The 16,223-nt window shown below is 67.7% G+C and carries 13 protein-coding genes and 1 pseudogene; 11 read left to right on the top strand and 3 right to left on the bottom strand.

The window, feature by feature from the left end; all coding sequences use genetic code 11:
* Window positions 1–20: 20 nt before the first annotated feature.
* Genes aat through trxB form a run of 3 tightly spaced genes read right to left on the bottom strand, consistent with a single transcriptional unit; the run spans window position 21 to window position 2,868 of the window.
* A complete protein-coding gene (aat, locus tag ACPYOD_RS03135) occupies window positions 21–731 on the bottom strand; it encodes a leucyl/phenylalanyl-tRNA--protein transferase (RefSeq protein ID WP_481300275.1) in 711 nt (236 codons plus the stop codon).
* The gene (locus ACPYOD_RS03140) at window positions 728–1,861 is read right to left on the bottom strand and encodes a GNAT family N-acetyltransferase (RefSeq protein WP_481300276.1); all 1,134 of its coding nucleotides are present in this window, start codon (window positions 1,859–1,861) and stop codon (window positions 728–730) included. The genes aat and ACPYOD_RS03140 overlap by 4 nt, the downstream gene beginning before the upstream one ends.
* 44 nt (window positions 1,862–1,905) lie before the next feature.
* On the bottom strand, window positions 1,906–2,868 hold the full coding sequence (gene trxB, locus ACPYOD_RS03145; RefSeq protein WP_481300277.1) for a thioredoxin-disulfide reductase: 963 nt from the start codon (window positions 2,866–2,868) through the stop codon (window positions 1,906–1,908).
* Window positions 2,869–3,041: 173 nt separating this feature from the next.
* Here trxB and ACPYOD_RS03150 point away from each other — a divergent pair, with 173 nt between their 5' ends.
* The 11 genes and pseudogenes from ACPYOD_RS03150 to ACPYOD_RS03200 all read left to right on the top strand — a co-directional run.
* A complete protein-coding gene (locus ACPYOD_RS03150) occupies window positions 3,042–4,106 on the top strand; it encodes an alanine dehydrogenase (protein ID WP_481300278.1) in 1,065 nt (354 codons plus the stop codon).
* Window positions 4,107–4,137: 31 nt separating this feature from the next.
* Window positions 4,138–6,483 carry a DNA translocase FtsK gene (locus tag ACPYOD_RS03155; protein ID WP_481300279.1) on the top strand — a complete coding sequence of 782 codons (2,346 nt, stop codon included), beginning with the start codon at window positions 4,138–4,140 and terminating at the stop codon, window positions 6,481–6,483.
* 6 nt (window positions 6,484–6,489) lie between these two features.
* A complete protein-coding gene (locus tag ACPYOD_RS03160) occupies window positions 6,490–6,918 on the top strand; it encodes a hypothetical protein (RefSeq protein ID WP_481300280.1) in 429 nt (142 codons plus the stop codon).
* A 31-nt stretch (window positions 6,919–6,949) separates the two neighbouring features.
* A complete protein-coding gene (lolA, locus tag ACPYOD_RS03165; RefSeq protein ID WP_481300281.1) occupies window positions 6,950–7,597 on the top strand; it encodes an outer membrane lipoprotein periplasmic chaperone LolA in 648 nt (215 codons plus the stop codon).
* A gap of 107 nt (window positions 7,598–7,704) precedes the next feature.
* Window positions 7,705–10,443, top strand: coding sequence for a DUF2339 domain-containing protein (locus ACPYOD_RS03170; RefSeq protein WP_481300282.1), 2,739 nt, complete (start codon window positions 7,705–7,707; stop codon window positions 10,441–10,443).
* The gene (locus tag ACPYOD_RS03175; protein ID WP_481300283.1) at window positions 10,433–11,776 is read left to right on the top strand and encodes a DUF3999 family protein; all 1,344 of its coding nucleotides are present in this window, start codon (window positions 10,433–10,435) and stop codon (window positions 11,774–11,776) included. Before ACPYOD_RS03170 ends, ACPYOD_RS03175 begins: the two co-directional genes overlap by 11 nt.
* A gap of 66 nt (window positions 11,777–11,842) precedes the next feature.
* Entirely contained in the window at window positions 11,843–13,174 is a 1,332-nt protein-coding gene (locus ACPYOD_RS03180) for a replication-associated recombination protein A (RefSeq protein WP_481300284.1), read from the top strand.
* A gap of 474 nt (window positions 13,175–13,648) precedes the next feature.
* The gene (locus tag ACPYOD_RS03185; RefSeq protein ID WP_481300285.1) at window positions 13,649–14,302 is read left to right on the top strand and encodes a response regulator; all 654 of its coding nucleotides are present in this window, start codon (window positions 13,649–13,651) and stop codon (window positions 14,300–14,302) included.
* Between the two features lie 138 nt (window positions 14,303–14,440).
* On the top strand, window positions 14,441–15,001 hold the full coding sequence (locus tag ACPYOD_RS03190) for a glycoside hydrolase family 108 protein (protein ID WP_481300286.1): 561 nt from the start codon (window positions 14,441–14,443) through the stop codon (window positions 14,999–15,001).
* Between the two features lie 3 nt (window positions 15,002–15,004).
* Window positions 15,005–15,523 (top strand): DUF2589 domain-containing protein, encoded by a 519-nt coding sequence (locus tag ACPYOD_RS03195; RefSeq protein ID WP_481300287.1) that lies wholly within the window; start codon window positions 15,005–15,007, stop codon window positions 15,521–15,523.
* Between the two features lie 68 nt (window positions 15,524–15,591).
* Window positions 15,592–16,209: pseudogene (locus ACPYOD_RS03200) on the top strand (DUF2589 domain-containing protein); the annotation flags it as partial.
* Window positions 16,210–16,223 lie beyond the last annotated feature (14 nt).

The raw sequence follows: 16,223 nt of genomic DNA on the forward strand, positions 1-16,223 counted from the left end.
CGCTGAAGCGGCTCCCACAGTCAGGGCAGGGTTAGGGGATACTTTACCCATGGCCCGACGATGCCCGGCATCGCCGCCAGCTGGCGCGCTTTCGCCACGAACTCGCGGCGCGGAATTTCTATCGCGCCCATGCTCAGCAGGTGGTCATTGGTTACCTGCGCGTCGAGCAGCGGAAAACCCCAGCCGTGCAGCAGACCGCATAGCGCGGCGAGGGCCACCTTGGAACCGCCGGTGCGGGCGCTGAACATGGATTCCCCGCAGAACAACCGGCCTACCGCCACGCCGTAGATGCCGCCTACCAGCGAGCCCCGATCCCAAACCTCCACGCTGTGAGCGTGTCCACGCCGATGCAGTTCTTCATACGCGGCGATCATGTCCTCGCCGATCCACGTGCCCGGCTGTCCGTCGCGTGGGGCGGCGCATGCGCGCATCACGCGACTGAACGACGTGTCCGCGGTCACGCGCCAGGCAGAGCGGCGCAGTTGCTTGCGCAGGCTGCGGCTGATGTGCACGCCGTCGGTGCGGAAGACGCAACGCGGGTCCGGCGACCACCAGAGGATCGGTTCGTCCGCGTTGAACCAGGGAAAGATACCTTGGCTGTACGCCGCCAGCAGTCGCTCGGGCGACAGGTCGCCGCCCCATGCGAGCAAGCCGTTCGGCTCGTCCAGCGCGGCTTCCGGGTCAGGGAACAGCCCGAGGCGCGTACGATGCAGTTGCGGCAGCTGGATCATCGGTCGGCGTACGGCGAGTGGGCCATGAGTTCTTCGCGATAGGCCTCGCGATGCGCGGCCTCCTGTTGCAGCGCGTCGGCCACGGCGCGGCGGAAGCCTTCATGGGCGATGTAGTGGCGTGAATGCGTCAGCGTGGGCAGGAATCCGCGGGCGAGTTTGTGCTCGCCCTGCGCACCTGGCTCGAAACGCGAAAGCCCTTCGCGAATGGCGTAATCGATGCCGCGGTAGTAGCACAGTTCGAAATGCAGGCCGGACACTTCGACACTCGCTCCCCAATAGCGCCCGTAAAGTGCATCGCCGCTGCGCAGGAACAACGCCATGGCGACGATGTCGCTGGCGTCGCGAGCGAGCGCCACCTGCACATTCGGCCCCATGGTCCGGCCCAGGTATTGGAAGAACCGCGCGGTGAGCGCCGCGTGGTTGCCCTTCATGTCGAAAGTGAGCTCGTAGAGGGCGTGGATCTGCCGCCACTCGGCGTCCGAGAATTCGTCGCCGCCGCGCATTTCCAGCGTGAGACCCGACGCATGCGCATGCGTGCGTTCGTGCCGGATGTTCTTCCGCTTCTTCGCGGTGAGCGCGGCGAGGAACGCATCGAAATCAGCATAACCACGGTTATGCCAGTGAAACTGGTAGTCCGAACGGGCCAGCCAGCGATCGTCGAAGGCGTCGAGGTCGGCGTCGGCCAGGAAGTTCGCGTGCACTGAGGAAAGGCCTAGGCGGTCGGCTTCGTCGACGAGCGCGGCGGTGAGCCGGTTCCGCGTGACTTCGGCTTCGATGCCGTCGCGAACCAGAAGGCGCGGGCCGGGTACGGGCGAGTAGGGCGAGGCGACGAGCAGCTTCGGATAGTAGTCGCCCCCGGCGCGTTCCCAGGCGGCCGCCCAGCTCCAGTCGAACACGAACTCGCCGTGCGAATTGCCCTTGAGGTAGGTCGGGGCGGCACCGATGAGGCGGCCGCCCTCGAAGAGTGCCAGGTGGTGCGGCCGCCAGCCGTAGTCTTCGCGCAGGCAGCCTTTCGCTTCCATGCCGTGCAGGAAGGCATGCGACACGAACGGATTGCCGTCGGGCACGAGCGCGTCCCAGTCGGCGGCCGGAATGCCGCCGAGGCTGTCGAGGAAGCGCGTATCCGTCATGGCCTCACCAAGGTTGTAGGAAGCGCGCCAGCGCGCTTCCCACGTCAGGCGAGCAGGTGCTGCTGGTCGAGCCAGCGCTCGGCATCCAGGGCGGCCATGCACCCGAAGCCCGCCGAGGTGATGGCCTGGCGGTAGACATGGTCGGCCACGTCGCCCGCCGCGAACACGCCGGGCACCGAGGTGGCGGTGGCCATGCCGTTCAGGCCGGACTGGATCTGGATGTAACCGTCCTTCATCTCGAGCTGGCCTTCGAAGATGCCGGTGGCCGGGGTGTGGCCGATGGCCACGAAGAAGCCCTGTACCTCGAGGTCGCGCTTGGCGCCGGTGTTCACGTCCTTGACGCGCACGCCGTTCACGCCGCAATCGTCGCCCAGCACCTCATCCACATGGTGGTTCCAGAGGAGTTCGATCTTGCCGGCGGCGGCCTTCTCGAACACCTTGTCCTGCATGATCTTCTCGGCGCGCAGCTTGTCGCGGCGGTGCACCAGGTAGACCTTGCGGCAGATGTTGGACAGGTACAGCGCCTCTTCCACGGCCGTGTTGCCGCCGCCCACCACGACCACGTCCTGGTCGCGGAAGAAGAAGCCGTCGCAGGTGGCGCAGGCGGACACGCCGCGGCCCTTGAACTTCTCTTCCGAGGCGATGCCCAGGTACTTGGCGGTGGCGCCGGTGGTGATGATCAGCGCGTCGGCGGTGTATTCGCCGCTGTCGCCCTTCAGGCGGAAGGGGCGGTTGGACAGGTCCACGCTGTGGACGTGGTCGAAGACCATCTCCGTCTCGAAGCGCTCGGCGTGCTCGGCCATGCGGCGCATGAGGTCGGGACCCTGCACACCCTTCTCGTCACCCGGCCAGTTGTCCACTTCGGTGGTGGTCATGAGCTGGCCGCCCTGCTGGAGGCCCGTGATCATCGTCGGCTTCAGGTTGGCGCGGGCGGCGTACACCGCCGCGGTGTAGCCGGCGGGGCCGGAGCCGAGGATCAGCAGGCGGCTGTGCTTGGGGGTGCTCATGTATAATCCTTGGGTTTACTGCGGCGCGTTAAGTCGTATCAGTCCGCGAGGACGCTGTCGACCCGGAAGAATGGGGAAGACGCGGGTGCGATTCAAGCCATGCGCCTCAACGACGGCGGCCGGTCCGTCCCCACGGGCCGGCTTTATTCTGTACTTTCAGGATCCTCCATAAGATGCGCATCGGTATTCCCTCCGAAACCAAGACCCTCGAAGGCCGCGTTGCCCTCATCCCGGCGGCCGCCGCCGATCTCGTCCGCCGTGGCCACGAGGTCTTCATCCAGGCCGGTGCCGGCAGCAAGAGCGGCTACGCCGACGCCGACTACGCCGCGCTGGGCGTCACCGTGGTTCCCGACGCCGCCGCCGTCTACGAGAAGGGCGAGCTGATCGTCAAGGTCAAGGAGCCGATCGCCGGCGACCTCGCGCTGCTGAAGAAGCACCACCTCCTGTTCTGCTACCTGCACCTGGCCGCCGAACCGGCGCTCACCAAGAGCCTGCTCGACATCGGCCTTACCGGCGTGGCCTTCGAGTCCGTCGACGAGAACGGCGTGCTTCCGCTGCTGCTGCCCATGTCCGTCATCGCCGGCCGCATCGCAACCCAGATCGGCACCACGCTGCTGCACCAGCCGAATGGCGGCAAGGGCAAGCTCCTGGGCGGCATGGCGTCCACGCCGCGCGGCAAGGTGGTGGTGCTGGGCGCCGGCGCCGCCGGTGGCAACGCCGCCGCGCTGGCCGCTTCGGCCGGTGCCAACGTGGTGGTGTTCGACAAGCGTCCGGACCGCATGGCCGAAATGATGGCCCTGGGCCCGAACGTCACCGCCCTGTACGCCTACGAGTCGTCGGTGGCCGAGGAAGTGCGCAACGCCGACATCGTCGTCGGTGCCGTGCTGATCCCCAGCGCCAAGGCGCCGCGCGTGGTTACGGAAGACATGGTCAAGACGATGGAGAAGGGCTCGGTGCTCGTCGACATCTCGATCGACCAGGGTGGCTGCTTCGAGACCTCGCGTCCCACCACCTGGAAGGAGCCCACCTACGACGTGCACGGCGTGACGCATTTCTGCGTCACCAACATGCCGGGCGCCGTGCCGCAGACCTCGTCCACCGCCATTTCCGCCGCCATCCTGCCGTACGTGCAGCGCCTGGCCGCCGGTAACGAGTGGCGCGACTACGCCCCGCTCGCCGCGGGCATCAACATCGAGAACGGCAAGATCGTGCACCCGGCCCTCCAGGGCATGGCATGATGCCGAAAACCGGGACCGAGGTCGTTCGTTAGTGGCGCGAAGCGCGAAAGTCGTAAAGAGGCAAGCCAAGGCGCAGGTCAAGGCCCAGCGGGAGGGCTTGAGCGACGAGCTCAAGCGCCGCCTGCGTGAGGCCGGGGCGCTGCTCCTGCTGCCGCTCGCCCTTTACCTCCTCGTGTGCCTGCTGAGCTACAACGACCAGGACCCGAGCTGGGGCCACATGGGCGTCGCCGACCATGCCACCAATTTCGGTGGCGCGGTCGGCGCGAACATCGCCAACCTGCTCAGGTACATCTTCGGCCTGGTGTCGTACGGCTTCCCGTTACTGCTCCTCGCGCTGGGCATCCAGGTGCTCCGCCACCGCGGCGAGCGCAACGTGCAGCCCTGGGAGCCGTCGCTGCGGCTGATCGGTTTCGTTTTCTTCTTCATTACCGCGCCGGCGCTGGTCTACCTGAACGTCGATTCGACGGTGCTTCCTGAAGGCCCCGGCGGCATCGTCGGCAAGTGGGTGGGCCACGGCCTGCACAACGCCTTCGGCGACAAGGGCGCGCCGCTGCTGCTCCTGGCCGTGTGCCTCATCGCCATCACCCTCGCCACGGGGCTGTCCTGGTTCCGCCTGATGGACGCCACGGGCGAGCTGGTCATGCGCTTCGGCGGCTGGTTGGGCGGCAAGCTGCGCCGCGCCCCCGACGTCATGGCCGCACGGTCCGCCCGCGCCGAGCGCGAGGTGGTCAAGAAGGCCGAAGCGGTCAAGCAGGCCAAGCGCGAACCGGTGCGTATCGAAACCCCCACGCCGATGGTGGTGAAGAGCGATCGCGCCACGCGCGAAAACCAGATTCCGCTGTTCACCGGCGCGTCGATGGACGGCGAGGTCCCGCCGCTGTCGTTGCTCGACGAGGCACCGCCGCAGGGGCCGGGTTACTCCGAGGAAACCCTCGAGGTCCTTTCCCGCCAGGTGGAACTGAAGCTCAAGGACTTCCGCGTCGAAGCGCGCGTGGTCGGCGTCTATCCGGGCCCGGTCATCACCCGTTTCGAACTCGAACCCGCCGCCGGCGTGCGCGGCAGCCAGGTGTCCAGCCTGGACAAGGACATCGCGCGTGGCCTTTCGGTAGTCAGCGTGCGCGTGGTCGACGTCATTCCGGGCAAGAACGTCATCGGCCTGGAAATCCCGAACACCAAGAAGCAGATCGTCTACCTTTCCGAGATCCTGCGTTCGGAGCGCTACGACCAGGTGAAGTCGCCGCTGGCGCTCGCGCTGGGCAAGGATATCGGCGGCAAGGCCGTGGTCACCGACCTCGCCAAGATGCCCCACCTGCTGGTGGCGGGCACCACCGGCTCCGGTAAGTCCGTGGCGGTGAACGCCATGGTGCTGAGCCTGCTGTACAAGTCCAGCCCCAAAGACGTCCGGATGATCATGATCGATCCGAAGATGCTGGAGCTCTCGGTCTACGAGGGCATTCCGCACCTCCTGGCGCCCGTGGTCACCGACATGAAGGAAGCCGCCAACGCGCTGCGCTGGTGCGTGGCCGAGATGGAGCGCCGCTACAAGCTCATGGCGGCGGTGGGCGTGCGCAACCTGGGCGGCTTCAACAAGAAGGTGAAGGACGCCGAGAACAACGGCCAGCCGCTGCTTGATCCGCTGTTCCGCGCCAACCCGGACATGCCGGGCATGGTCGCCGAGCCGCTGGAGGCGCTGCCGCACATCGTCATCATCATCGACGAATTCGCCGACATGATGATGATCGTTGGCAAGAAGGTGGAAGAACTGATCGCGCGTCTCGCGCAGAAGGCGCGTGCCGCGGGCGTGCACCTCATCCTCGCCACGCAGCGTCCTTCCGTCGACGTCATCACCGGCCTCATCAAGGCGAACATTCCCACGCGCATCGCCTTCCAGGTGTCGTCGAAGATCGACTCCCGCACCATCCTCGACCAGTCCGGCGCCGAAGCGCTGCTGGGCCACGGCGACATGCTCTACCTGCCGCCGGGCACCGCCACGCCCGAGCGCGTGCATGGCGCCTTCGTGGACGACCACGAGGTGCACAACGTCGTGGAATGGCTGCGTGCCCAGGGCTCGCCGAACTACATCGAAGGCGTGCTTGAAGAAGTGCAGTCCACCGGCGACGGCAAGATCATCAACGACGCCGGCCTGCCGCAGGACGCCGACGGCGATGGCGACAGCGACAACGCGCTCTACGATCGCGCCGTGCGGGTGGTCACCGAGACTCGCCGCGCGTCCATCTCCGGCGTGCAGCGCCACCTGCGCATCGGCTACAACCGCGCCGCCCGCCTCGTCGAGCAGATGGAGCAGGACGGCATCGTCAGCGCGCCGCAGCACAACGGCAACCGCGAAGTGCTCGCGCCGCCGCCTCCGAAGGACTGATTCCGCATGAACGCCATGAAGCCGGGCGCGCTCCGCCAGCGTCCCTGGGGCCTGCTCGTCACCGGCGACCTCGCACCTTCCGCCGAGGTGCTGGACGAGGTCGAAAGCATCTTCGAGCTCAATCCCTCCATCCCGGGACTGGAGCTGCGCGCCGACGACGGCCGCGCCTGCTTCGTTACCCGCGACTATCCCAATGGCCATACCGCCGGGGTGGACGATGCGCTGGAAGTGATCTTCGCCGAGCAGCCTGAGATCGCCGAAATCGCCGTGCTGGGCCAGGAGGCCAGGCCCGTGCATACGGCCACGCGCGACGCCCCGTACTGGCACAAGGACGGCAAGGCCATCGCCGACATCAGCGAGAAGATGGAAGCCGGCGAGATCACGCCGTCCGAGGCCATCGACATGCTTAAGTCGCTGTTCGAAACCGATCGCTGACAATCGCGCCGACACCCACGGAATCCATGCCATGAAACGCTTCCTGCTTGCCGCGACGCTTGCCCTGCTGAGCCTGCCTGCCTTCGCCGCCGGCCCGGCCCGCGAGCGGCTGGACGCGTTCGCCAAGGGCATGCACTCGCTCACGGGGCGTTTCAGCCAGACCATGTCCAACGCCAACGGAGACCAGGGCAAGACCAGCTCGGGCACCATGGCCCTGCAGGCGCCGCGGCAATTCCGCTGGGAAACCACGGCGCCGTACAAGCAGACCATCGTGGCCGACGGCAGCCGCGTGTGGCTCTACGACCCGGACCTGGAACAGGTTACCGTGCGCAAGCAGAGCAGCGAGGAAGCGCAGAGTCCGCTTACGGTGCTGACCAACCTCGCGCTGCTCGACAGGGACTTCAAGGTGTCGGAGCAGGGCGAGCGCGACGGCCTGCAGTGGCTGCGCCTCACCTCCACCGGCAAGGACCCGCAGTTCGAATACGCCGACCTCGGCTTCGACGCCGGCGGCCTCGCGCGCATGGTGTTCCGCGACCAGCTCGGCAACACCACGCGGATCGACTTTGCGGGCTGGAAGCGCAACGCCGATCTGCCGCCGGAAACGTTCACCTTCGTGGCGCCGGAAGGCACCGACGTGATCGGCGACGCGCCGGTTATCGAGACGCAGCCGGCAAAGTAGGGCGCGTACCGACCGGACGATGAGCGGCCGAGCGCCGCCATCAGTCCACAAAATCCTGCGGTTCTGCCAGACTCCGCCGAACATCGGATGTGTCGGGGAGCAAGGGCATGTATCTGGTATGGGCAATTGTCGGTGCGATCATCGGCGCTTTCGTGGGCGAGGGCGTCGCCGGCGGCGTGGCCGGTTTCGCCATCGGCTTCCTCTGGGGACGCACGTCGCAGCTGCGGCGTGACCTCGACGATGCGCGACGGCTGATCGATCGCCTAGGGCCGGCGCAGGCCACCGAGCCTCTTGCTGCACCTGAACCGCCGCCACTTAGCGTGCAGCAGGCCCGTGCCGCCGCCCCTGAGCCTCTGCGGACGCAGGCGCCGGCTGCCACCGAATCCTTGCCACTCCCGCAGACGCCGGCGGCCGGTTTGCCGTCGCACGTGCCGGCAGAGGAACCTGGTTCCCCGTCGCCGCCGCGCATGCAGGAACCCACGGCACCCGCCGGCCCCACACTGGCCGACCGCCTTACGGCAGCCATCAAAGGCTGGTTCACCGAGGGCAACGTGCCGGTGAAGGTGGGTATGCTTGTGTTGTTCGCGGGCATTGCCGCCTTCCTCAAGTACGCCGCCGATACCGGATTGCTGCGCGTTCCGTTGTCCGTTCGCTTGAGCCTGGTCGCGCTGGCGGCCATTGCCGGCGTGGCGTTCGGCTGGTGGCAGCGGGAGAAGCGGCGCGCATTCGCCTTGTCCTTGCAGGGCGGGGCGATCGGCGTGCTGGTGATGACGGTGTTCGCGGCCTACAGGCTCTACGGCCTGCTGCCCGCAGGCTGGACCTTCGCCTTGCTGATCGTGTTCGTCGGCGCGCTCGGTGTGCTCGCTGTGATGCAGGACGCCCTGGCGCTCGCGGTGCTCGGCCTCGTCGCCGGCTTCGCCGCGCCCATCATCGCGTCGACCGGTGAAGGGAACCATGTCGCGCTGTTCTCGTACTACGCCGTGCTCAATATCGGCATCCTCGGTATCGCGTGGAAGCGCGCATGGCGCGTGCTCAACGTGCTGGGCTTCGTCGCCACGTTCGGCGTGGGTACGGCGTGGGGCGTATTGAGCTATCGGCCGGCATTGTTCGCCAGCACCGAGCCCTTCCTCATCCTGCATTTCCTCCTGTACCTCGCCGTGCCCTGGCTGCACGTGCTGCGTTCGCCGAAACGGGGGCGCGCGATCCTCGACGGCTGCCTGATGTTCGGCAACCCCATCGCCTGCCTGCTGCTGCAAGGCGCGCTGCTCGACTGGCGCCCGCTGCCGTTGGCTTTCTCCGCGCTCGTGGCCGCGACCATCTACGTGGCCATCGCCTTCGCCATCCGCCGGCGCGACGACTTCGCGCTGCTGCGCGAAACCTGGGCGGTGCTGGCCGTGGCGCTCGCCACCATCGCCGTGCCGCTCGCCTTGAGTGCGAGCGTGACCGCGAGCGTGTTCGCACTGGAAGGTGCCGGCCTGATCTGGCTCGGATTCCGCCAGGGCCGCCGCCTGCCGCGATGGGCCGGTGTCTTCCTGCAGATCGCCGCCGGTGCGGCGTGGACGTTCGCGTCGCTGTTCCACTCGCATCGCCTGGATACCCCATTGATCAACGCGGCCTTCATCGGTGCGCTGCTGCTTGTCGTCGGTGCCGCCGCCGGTGTGCGGCAGTTCGACCGGCATGGCACGTCGCGTGGCGTGTCCAGCGTGGCGCGCATCGGCCTGCTGGTGTGGGCGGTGCTCTGGTGGCTGGTGGCGTTCGCCAATGAGATCGACACCTTCGTGAACGAGCCGGCGCCGGAAGCGGCGTGCTGGCTCGCGTTGCTGTCGGTGACGGGACTGCTGCTCGCGCTGGCGTGTCCGCTGGCGCGCAAGCTCGACCTTGGCGTGGTGCTGGCTTTCTCTCTGCCGGTGTTCCTGTTCGGTGGGCTGGTGGTGATCCTGCAGGCAGCGAACGCGGGCATCCAGTGGCTGGCGGGCTGGCCGCTCGCGAGCGCGGCGATCATGGCCGTGGCGGGCTGGTTCGCGTTGCGTGGCGTGGTTGCGCACCGCGTCGCCGCGGTGGCGGCGAGCACCGTGTGGTGGGGACGCTGGCTGGCCGTGTTCACCGCGGCGATAGCCATTGCCCTCGACGCAGCGCCCCGGCTTGGCGAGGGCTGGCATCTGCTGGCGCAGTCGTTGCCGACGCTCGTGCTTGCCGCGCTGGTGCTCTGGGGCGTGCGCGTGCTGGCTTCGCCGTTGGCTGTGCATGCGCGCGATATCCGCTATGCCGTGGGTGCGGTGGCCGCGCTGGCCATGCTGGTGGTGGGCACCGTCGCGTTGGGCACGGCAGGAAGTGCCTCGCCGTTGCCATTCGTGCCCGTGCTCAATCCCGTGGATCTGTTGTTGGTGGCGGTGCTACTTTTCGTGGCACGCGCGCTTTCGGACGATGCCTTGCCGCGCGAGGTGCGTACGGCGCGTCCGGCGGCACTGGCCGCGCTGTTCTTCATCGCGGCCACCAGCATGACGTTGCGCGCCGTGCACCATCTGGGCGGCGTGCCCTGGGACGGTGCGATGGCGGGGTCGAGCCTCGCCGAACTGTCGCTCACGGTGGTGTGGAGCGTGATCGGCGTGGTGGCATGGGTGCTCGGTTCGAAGCGCGGTCAGCGCCTGCTCTGGCTCGCCGGCGCCGCAACCATGGCCCTGGTGTTGCTGAAGCTGCTGCTCGTGGATCGCGTGCACCTCGGCAACCTGTTCGGCATTGGTTCGTTCATCGCGTATGGCCTGCTGTGCACGGTCATCGGTTATCTCGCTCCCGCACCGCCCCGGCAGGTTGCGGTGGAACCCACGGAGTCTTCGCATGCGTCGTGAGTGGCCTACCTGCCTTCTGGTTCTCGGCCTCGCTGTCTTTTCCGCGCGGGCGGAAACTCCGCCGTCTTTCGCGGTGGCGTATGCGCTCGATGTGAAGCCGGGCGCCAAAGCCTATGTGGTGGAGTTGCCGCAGGACGCCTATGCGTGGGCCAGCCGCGATGCGGGCCTGGGCGATGTCGTGGTGGTGGACGCGCGCGATCGCCAGGTAGCCGCGGGCATGTACCTGCCCGCGACGCCCACGGCGCATCCGGCGACGCTGGACGCGCCACTGCTGGCCGTGCCGCCGAGCGTCGGTGGCGTTGCGGGTGCGCGAATCCAGCGCAGCACCAACGGCGACATCGTCATCGAGCCGGGCGCCGCCGCCACGGCGGGCGCGCCGACCGACTGGCTGTTCGATGCCCGCCAGCCGGTTGCCGCCGAGCGCCTGGAGTTCGCGCCGTTCGATCGCGACGCGGACCTCCGCGTCGATGTCGACGCCAGCACCGATCTGCAGGACTGGACCCCCCTGGTTCGCAGCGCCACCGTCGTCACGCTCGGCAAGGGCGACGGCGCGGTCGACGCAAGGGTGCTGAAACTCAAAGGCGAACCGGCACGCTATTACCGCGTGCACGTGACGCGTGGCGAGGCGCCCTGGGCAGCCGGCGCCACGGCGAGAGTGACGCTCTCCGGCACCGTGGAGGATGCGGCCGCGAAGGACGAGGCACCGCGCCGCTGGCTCGAACTCCCGGCCGCGGACACGACGCAGAGCGGGCAGGGTGTCGACTACGACTACCGCTTGCCGGCGGCGCTGCCGGTGACGGCGTTGCGCGCGAAGCTGGGGAAGGGCGATGCCGTGGCCCGCTTCGACGCCATCGCCCTCGAGGGCACGATGACCGGCCAGCAGCTGGGTACGTTGGTGGTGACGTCGTCGCAGGGCGGTAACGATGGGCATCCCCTGGAGGTGGCGCGCGCTCGGCGCGAGGTGCTGCGCCTGCATTCGGCGACACCGCTGCGCGAGGCGCCGCACCTGCTGGTGGAATGGCAGGCCGACCGCATCGTTTTCCTCCCGGAGGGCGATGCGCCGTATCGCTTGTTGGTGGGAAGCCATCTGGGCCGGCGTGCGGCATGGCCCATCGCCGACGCCATCGTGGCGCTGCGCAAGGATGCCGGTCCGGCCTGGCGTCCGGAGCCCGCGGGGACCGCCAGCGTGCAGGTCCTCGACGGCAGCAAGGCGCTGGACGCGTCCGCGGCGCCGTTCGACTGGACCCGGCCGCTGCTATGGGTGGTGCTCCTCCTTGGCGCGGCGGTCGTGGCCGCCATGGCCGCGAGCCTGCTGCGCAAGCCGAAGCCCTGATGGCCGTTGAGGCGCCATGCACGCCGAAAGGGCGATAATGGGCACTTGCCGACTGACCTGCGTCCCATGTCCTTCCCGTCTCCTGGCCTCTTCGCCGAACCCGAAGCCCTGAAGCCCCTGGCCGAGCGCATGCGCCCGCGCGCGCTCGACGAGATCGTGGGCCAGCAGCGCGTGGTGGGCGAGGGCAAGCCGCTGCGCCGTGCGCTCGAAGCCGGGCGGGTGCATTCGATGATCCTGTGGGGGCCGCCAGGCTGCGGCAAGACCACGCTTGCCCTGCTGGTCGCGCGCTACGCCGACGCCGACTTCCGCGCCATTTCGGCCGTGATGAGCGGCCTGCCGGACGTGCGCAAAGCATTGGCCGAGGCGGAGGGCAACTTCGCCCAGGGCCGTCGCACCGTGCTGTTCGTGGACGAGGTGCATCGCTTCAACAAGGCGCAACAGGACGCGTTCCTGCCGCATATCGAACGCGGCGTGATCATCTTCGTCGGCGCCACCACGGAAAATCCGTCGTTCGAACTCAACTCCGCGCTGCTCTCCCGCTGTCGCGTGCATGTGCTCGATGCCGTAGGGCCCGACGACATCGTGGCCGCGCTGCATCGCGCGCTGGCCGACAAGGAACGCGGCCTCGGTGATCTGGGTCTCTCCGTGGACGAAGGGTCGCTGAAGCTTATCGCGAGCGCAGCCGACGGCGACGTGCGCCGCGCGCTCACGCTGCTGGAAATTGCCGCCGAACTGGCCGAGGGCGGGCGCATCGACGACGCCACGCTCGAACAGGTGCTGGCCGACCGCACGCGCCGGTTCGACAAGAGCGGCGAACAGTTCTACGACCAGATCTCCGCGCTGCATAAGTCCGTGCGCTCGTCCGATCCGGATGCCGCCGTGTACTGGCTCACGCGCATGCTCGACGGCGGTTGCGATCCGCTCTACCTCGCCAGGCGGATGACCCGCATGGCGGTGGAAGACGTTGGCCTCGCCGAGCCGCGTGCCTGGCGCATGGCCCTGGACGCATGGGACACCTACGAGCGCCTCGGCAGCCCGGAAGGCGAACTCGGCCTGGCGCAGCTGGCCATCTGGCTGGCCATCTCGCCGAAGAGCAACGCTGCGTACATGGCCTATAACAAGGCCCGCGCCACCGTGAAGAAGATGGGCAGCCTCGACGTTCCCATGCACCTGCGCAACGCGCCCACCAAGCTCATGAAAGGCCTGGGCTACGGCAGCGGCTACCAGTACGACCACGACGTGGAAGGCGGCATCGCGCTCGACCAGCAATGCCTCCCGGACGAACTGGTGGGCACGACTTTCTACGATCCGGTCGACCGCGGCCTGGAGCTGAAGCTGCGCGAGAAGCTCGATGCGCTGCGTGCCGCCCGTGCCGCGGCCCGCGACCGCAAGGCGTGACGACGCGTTCGATGTGAAGGTGCCCGGAGGCGTGAAGGCCACGCGTCCGCCGTGCCGAGCGTGACGTCCGCCGCACTACGCACAGCCCGTCCGAAGAATCAGGATTTAGCCGATACGGCGCAAACGCGCCGCGACATACCGTGGCCGCTCCATCCACGGGGAGTAGTACCGCGATGTCGACGATCCTGAGCGAGTGGCTCCACGATTTCGTCACCCTGGGCGCCTGCCTTCCGCGTGAAAAGGGCAGGCGCCGACGTATCGGAACCATCGCCGAAGGCACCGGGAATCTCTGACGGCAGGACGCCTTGAGGCGGCCGCCGGGGGAGCCCGGCGGCCGGGGAGCCGGCGGCGCGCCGCCGGCTTGGGAGCAGACGAGGGTAGGGGGTCCAGGATGTATTCCCATGACCGCACCACCGCCATCCGTGGCGGTGGCTTCCGTTGTGTACCCGCGGCACGGCCTGTGGAGCGTGCCGCATGACGCGAGTCACCGTGCTTCTGGCCGATGAACAGGCCTTGCTGCGCGAAGGCGTGGCGTCGCTGCTTGCGAACTCGCCACGCTACGAGGTGATCGGCAGCACGGCCGACGGACGCGACTGCGTGCGCAGCGCACTGCGGTGCCAGCCCGGCCTCATCGTGTTCGATTGCGCAATGCGCGGCCTGAGCGGACTCGAAGCCGTTCGCCGCATCGCGCCGCGATGTCCGCACACAAGGCTTTTATGCCTATCCGCCTACGAAGACGCGCGCTGGGTGAAGGCGGCCTTCGACGCCGGCGCGCACGGCTACGTACTGAAGCGCGATGGGTTCGGTGTGCTGCACGAGGCGATAGAAAGCGTGATGCGCTCACGCTACTTCATAAGCCCCGACATCGCCCACCTCCTGGTGGGCGGCCTGCGCCGCAACGACGGCCCCGCCTTCGCACAAGGCGAAGCCCTGAGCGCCCGCGAACGCGAAGTGACGCAGCTGTTCGCCGAAGGCCTGAGCGCTCGCGACATCGCAGAGCGCCTGCACGTGAGCGTCAAGACGGTAGGCACGCACCGCGAACACATCATGGCGAAACTGGGCATCAGCGGCATCGCACAGCTGACCCGCTACGCCCTGCGCGAAGGGCTGACGACGCTGGAACCTTGAGTTTGCCGCGCGGGAAAACGCGCCGGGCAATCAGCAACCCAAAACAAAGTAATCAGCATTTCACCGATCCTCCCACGTTCGGCCCGAGCGGAAAGTACACCGGCCGGCGCCACCGCGCCGAAACAGGAGTGCACCGTAATGGCCGACTTCAACAGCTTCTTTCCCACGCTGCTCAAGCACGAGGGTGGCTTCGTCAACGATCCCGTCGATCCCGGTGGCGCGACCAACAAGGGCGTGACCATCGCCACGTTCCAGCAGTGCGCTCAGAGCCTGCTCGGTGTCGCGCCCACGCTCGACAACCTGCGCAACCTCACCGACGCGCAGGCCGCCACCATCTACAAGTCGCTCTACTGGGACAAGGTGTGCGGCGACAAACTCGAGCCCCAGGAACTTGCGAACATCGTGTTCGACTTCCAGGTGAACGCGGGCGCCAATGCGTCGCGCCTATTGCAACGCGTGCTCAACAACCTGGGCGCGAAGCCGCAGCTCGGCGTGGACGGCGTGATCGGCCCGGGCACGTTGGCCGCCGTGGCCGCCGCCGATCCGCAAAAGCTCTACAGCGCATACAAGCAAGGCCGCAAGGACTACTACACGAACCTCGTGGCCCAGCGACCGGCACTGAACAAGTTCCTGAGGGGCTGGCTCGCGCGGGTGGACTCCTTCCCCGATAGCGTGTCGACGGCGAAGGGAGGTGCGTGACCCATGGCCGCGCAGACCTCACTCAACACGCTGATCGAAGCCATCGCCGGCGCCGTGGTGGATGCACAGGATCGCATCGAGCAACACCAGATGGCCCGCCTCAGCGACTTCTTCGACGAGGACAACCGGCCGAAGAGCGTGGTGATCCGCATGCCGTCGCTGCACCCCAAGGCGGGGGAGGCCGACGAAGATCTTTACCGCGCACCGCTGCTGCCGCTGGTGTCGACCAACGTGCTGCGCATCAAGGACGTGGAGATCACCTTCGACGCGGACATCGGACCGCTGGTCGAAGGCGAGGTGCCCGCCGAGGAGCACGTCGATCCGAACTGGAAAGGCAAGCCGCCCGCGGCCCGCCCGCACCTGAGCGTAGACCCCAGCGCGGGCGGCAAGGACCGCCGCAGCGGCAACGTGCACGTGGTGCTTCGCGTGGAAGGAAGCGAACCCACCGACGGCGCCTCGCGCCTCATGAACCACCTGGCGCAGACGCAAGGGGTCTACAAGACGTTCACACCGGGCGACTGAGGGGTCGACCGTATTGAACCGCGGCGCGCACGTCGCCCGCCGCGTCAAACACCACAAGGAGTCACATCATGGCTGACGAACTCGTCAATCTATCCAGCCAGTTCAAGGGTCTGCCCATGGGCGACCTGATCGGCTCGCCGCTCAGTGCCGCCTGCGAAGCACAGGTGAAGCTGGCCCAGGCCACCGCGGATTTCATCAAGGTCATCGGCTTCATGCCGCCGGCCGCGAACGATCCCAATGGCGTGGGTGCCACGCGCACCGCGCAGTTCCGCTTCAAGCGTCCCGTCGACGATCCCACCAAGGCCGGTGGCATCGCCGAGGAAGACGTGGAACTCGAAGTGCCGCTGCTCGCCATCGTGAAGGTACCCAACCTCAGCGTCACGAAGGTGGACATCACCTTCGACATGGAAGTGAAGTCGTCCTTCAGCCAGGTGGAAAGCGAAGACAAGAAGGGTGAATTCGGCGCCGAGATGTCCATCGGCTGGGGCATCTTCAAGGCCACCGCGCACGTGTCCGGCTCGGTCGCGACGCACAAGGAAAACACCCGCACGTCCGACAACTCGGCCAAGTACCACGTGGAAGTGCACGCCGAAGACAACGGCATGCCGGAAGGCCTTGCCCGCGTCATGGACATCCTGCAGACCGCCTGCGCGCCCCGCCGGATCAGCCCGCCCACCCCGGTGCCGGCCATCGACACCAA

The sequence above is a fragment of the Luteibacter sp. HAY1-4A genome (assembly GCF_056755355.1).

Excerpts from the sequence above, each read along its gene's own strand:
- ACPYOD_RS03175 (WP_481300283.1), top strand. The coding sequence starts at position 10,433 with ATGCGTCGTGAGTGGCCTACCTGCCTTCTGGTTCTCGGCCTCGCTGTC.
- trxB (WP_481300277.1), bottom strand. The coding sequence starts at position 2,868 with ATGAGCACCCCCAAGCACAGCCGCCTGCTGATCCTCGGCTCCGGCCCC.
- lolA (WP_481300281.1), top strand. The coding sequence starts at position 6,950 with ATGAAACGCTTCCTGCTTGCCGCGACGCTTGCCCTGCTGAGCCTGCCT.
- ACPYOD_RS03195 (WP_481300287.1), top strand. The coding sequence starts at position 15,005 with ATGGCCGCGCAGACCTCACTCAACACGCTGATCGAAGCCATCGCCGGC.
- ACPYOD_RS03170 (WP_481300282.1), top strand. The coding sequence starts at position 7,705 with ATGTATCTGGTATGGGCAATTGTCGGTGCGATCATCGGCGCTTTCGTG.
- ACPYOD_RS03150 (WP_481300278.1), top strand. The coding sequence starts at position 3,042 with ATGCGCATCGGTATTCCCTCCGAAACCAAGACCCTCGAAGGCCGCGTT.
- ACPYOD_RS03185 (WP_481300285.1), top strand. The coding sequence starts at position 13,649 with ATGACGCGAGTCACCGTGCTTCTGGCCGATGAACAGGCCTTGCTGCGC.
- ACPYOD_RS03140 (WP_481300276.1), bottom strand. The coding sequence starts at position 1,861 with ATGACGGATACGCGCTTCCTCGACAGCCTCGGCGGCATTCCGGCCGCC.
- ACPYOD_RS03160 (WP_481300280.1), top strand. The coding sequence starts at position 6,490 with ATGAACGCCATGAAGCCGGGCGCGCTCCGCCAGCGTCCCTGGGGCCTG.
- aat (WP_481300275.1), bottom strand. The coding sequence starts at position 731 with ATGATCCAGCTGCCGCAACTGCATCGTACGCGCCTCGGGCTGTTCCCT.
- ACPYOD_RS03190 (WP_481300286.1), top strand. The coding sequence starts at position 14,441 with ATGGCCGACTTCAACAGCTTCTTTCCCACGCTGCTCAAGCACGAGGGT.
- ACPYOD_RS03180 (WP_481300284.1), top strand. The coding sequence starts at position 11,843 with ATGTCCTTCCCGTCTCCTGGCCTCTTCGCCGAACCCGAAGCCCTGAAG.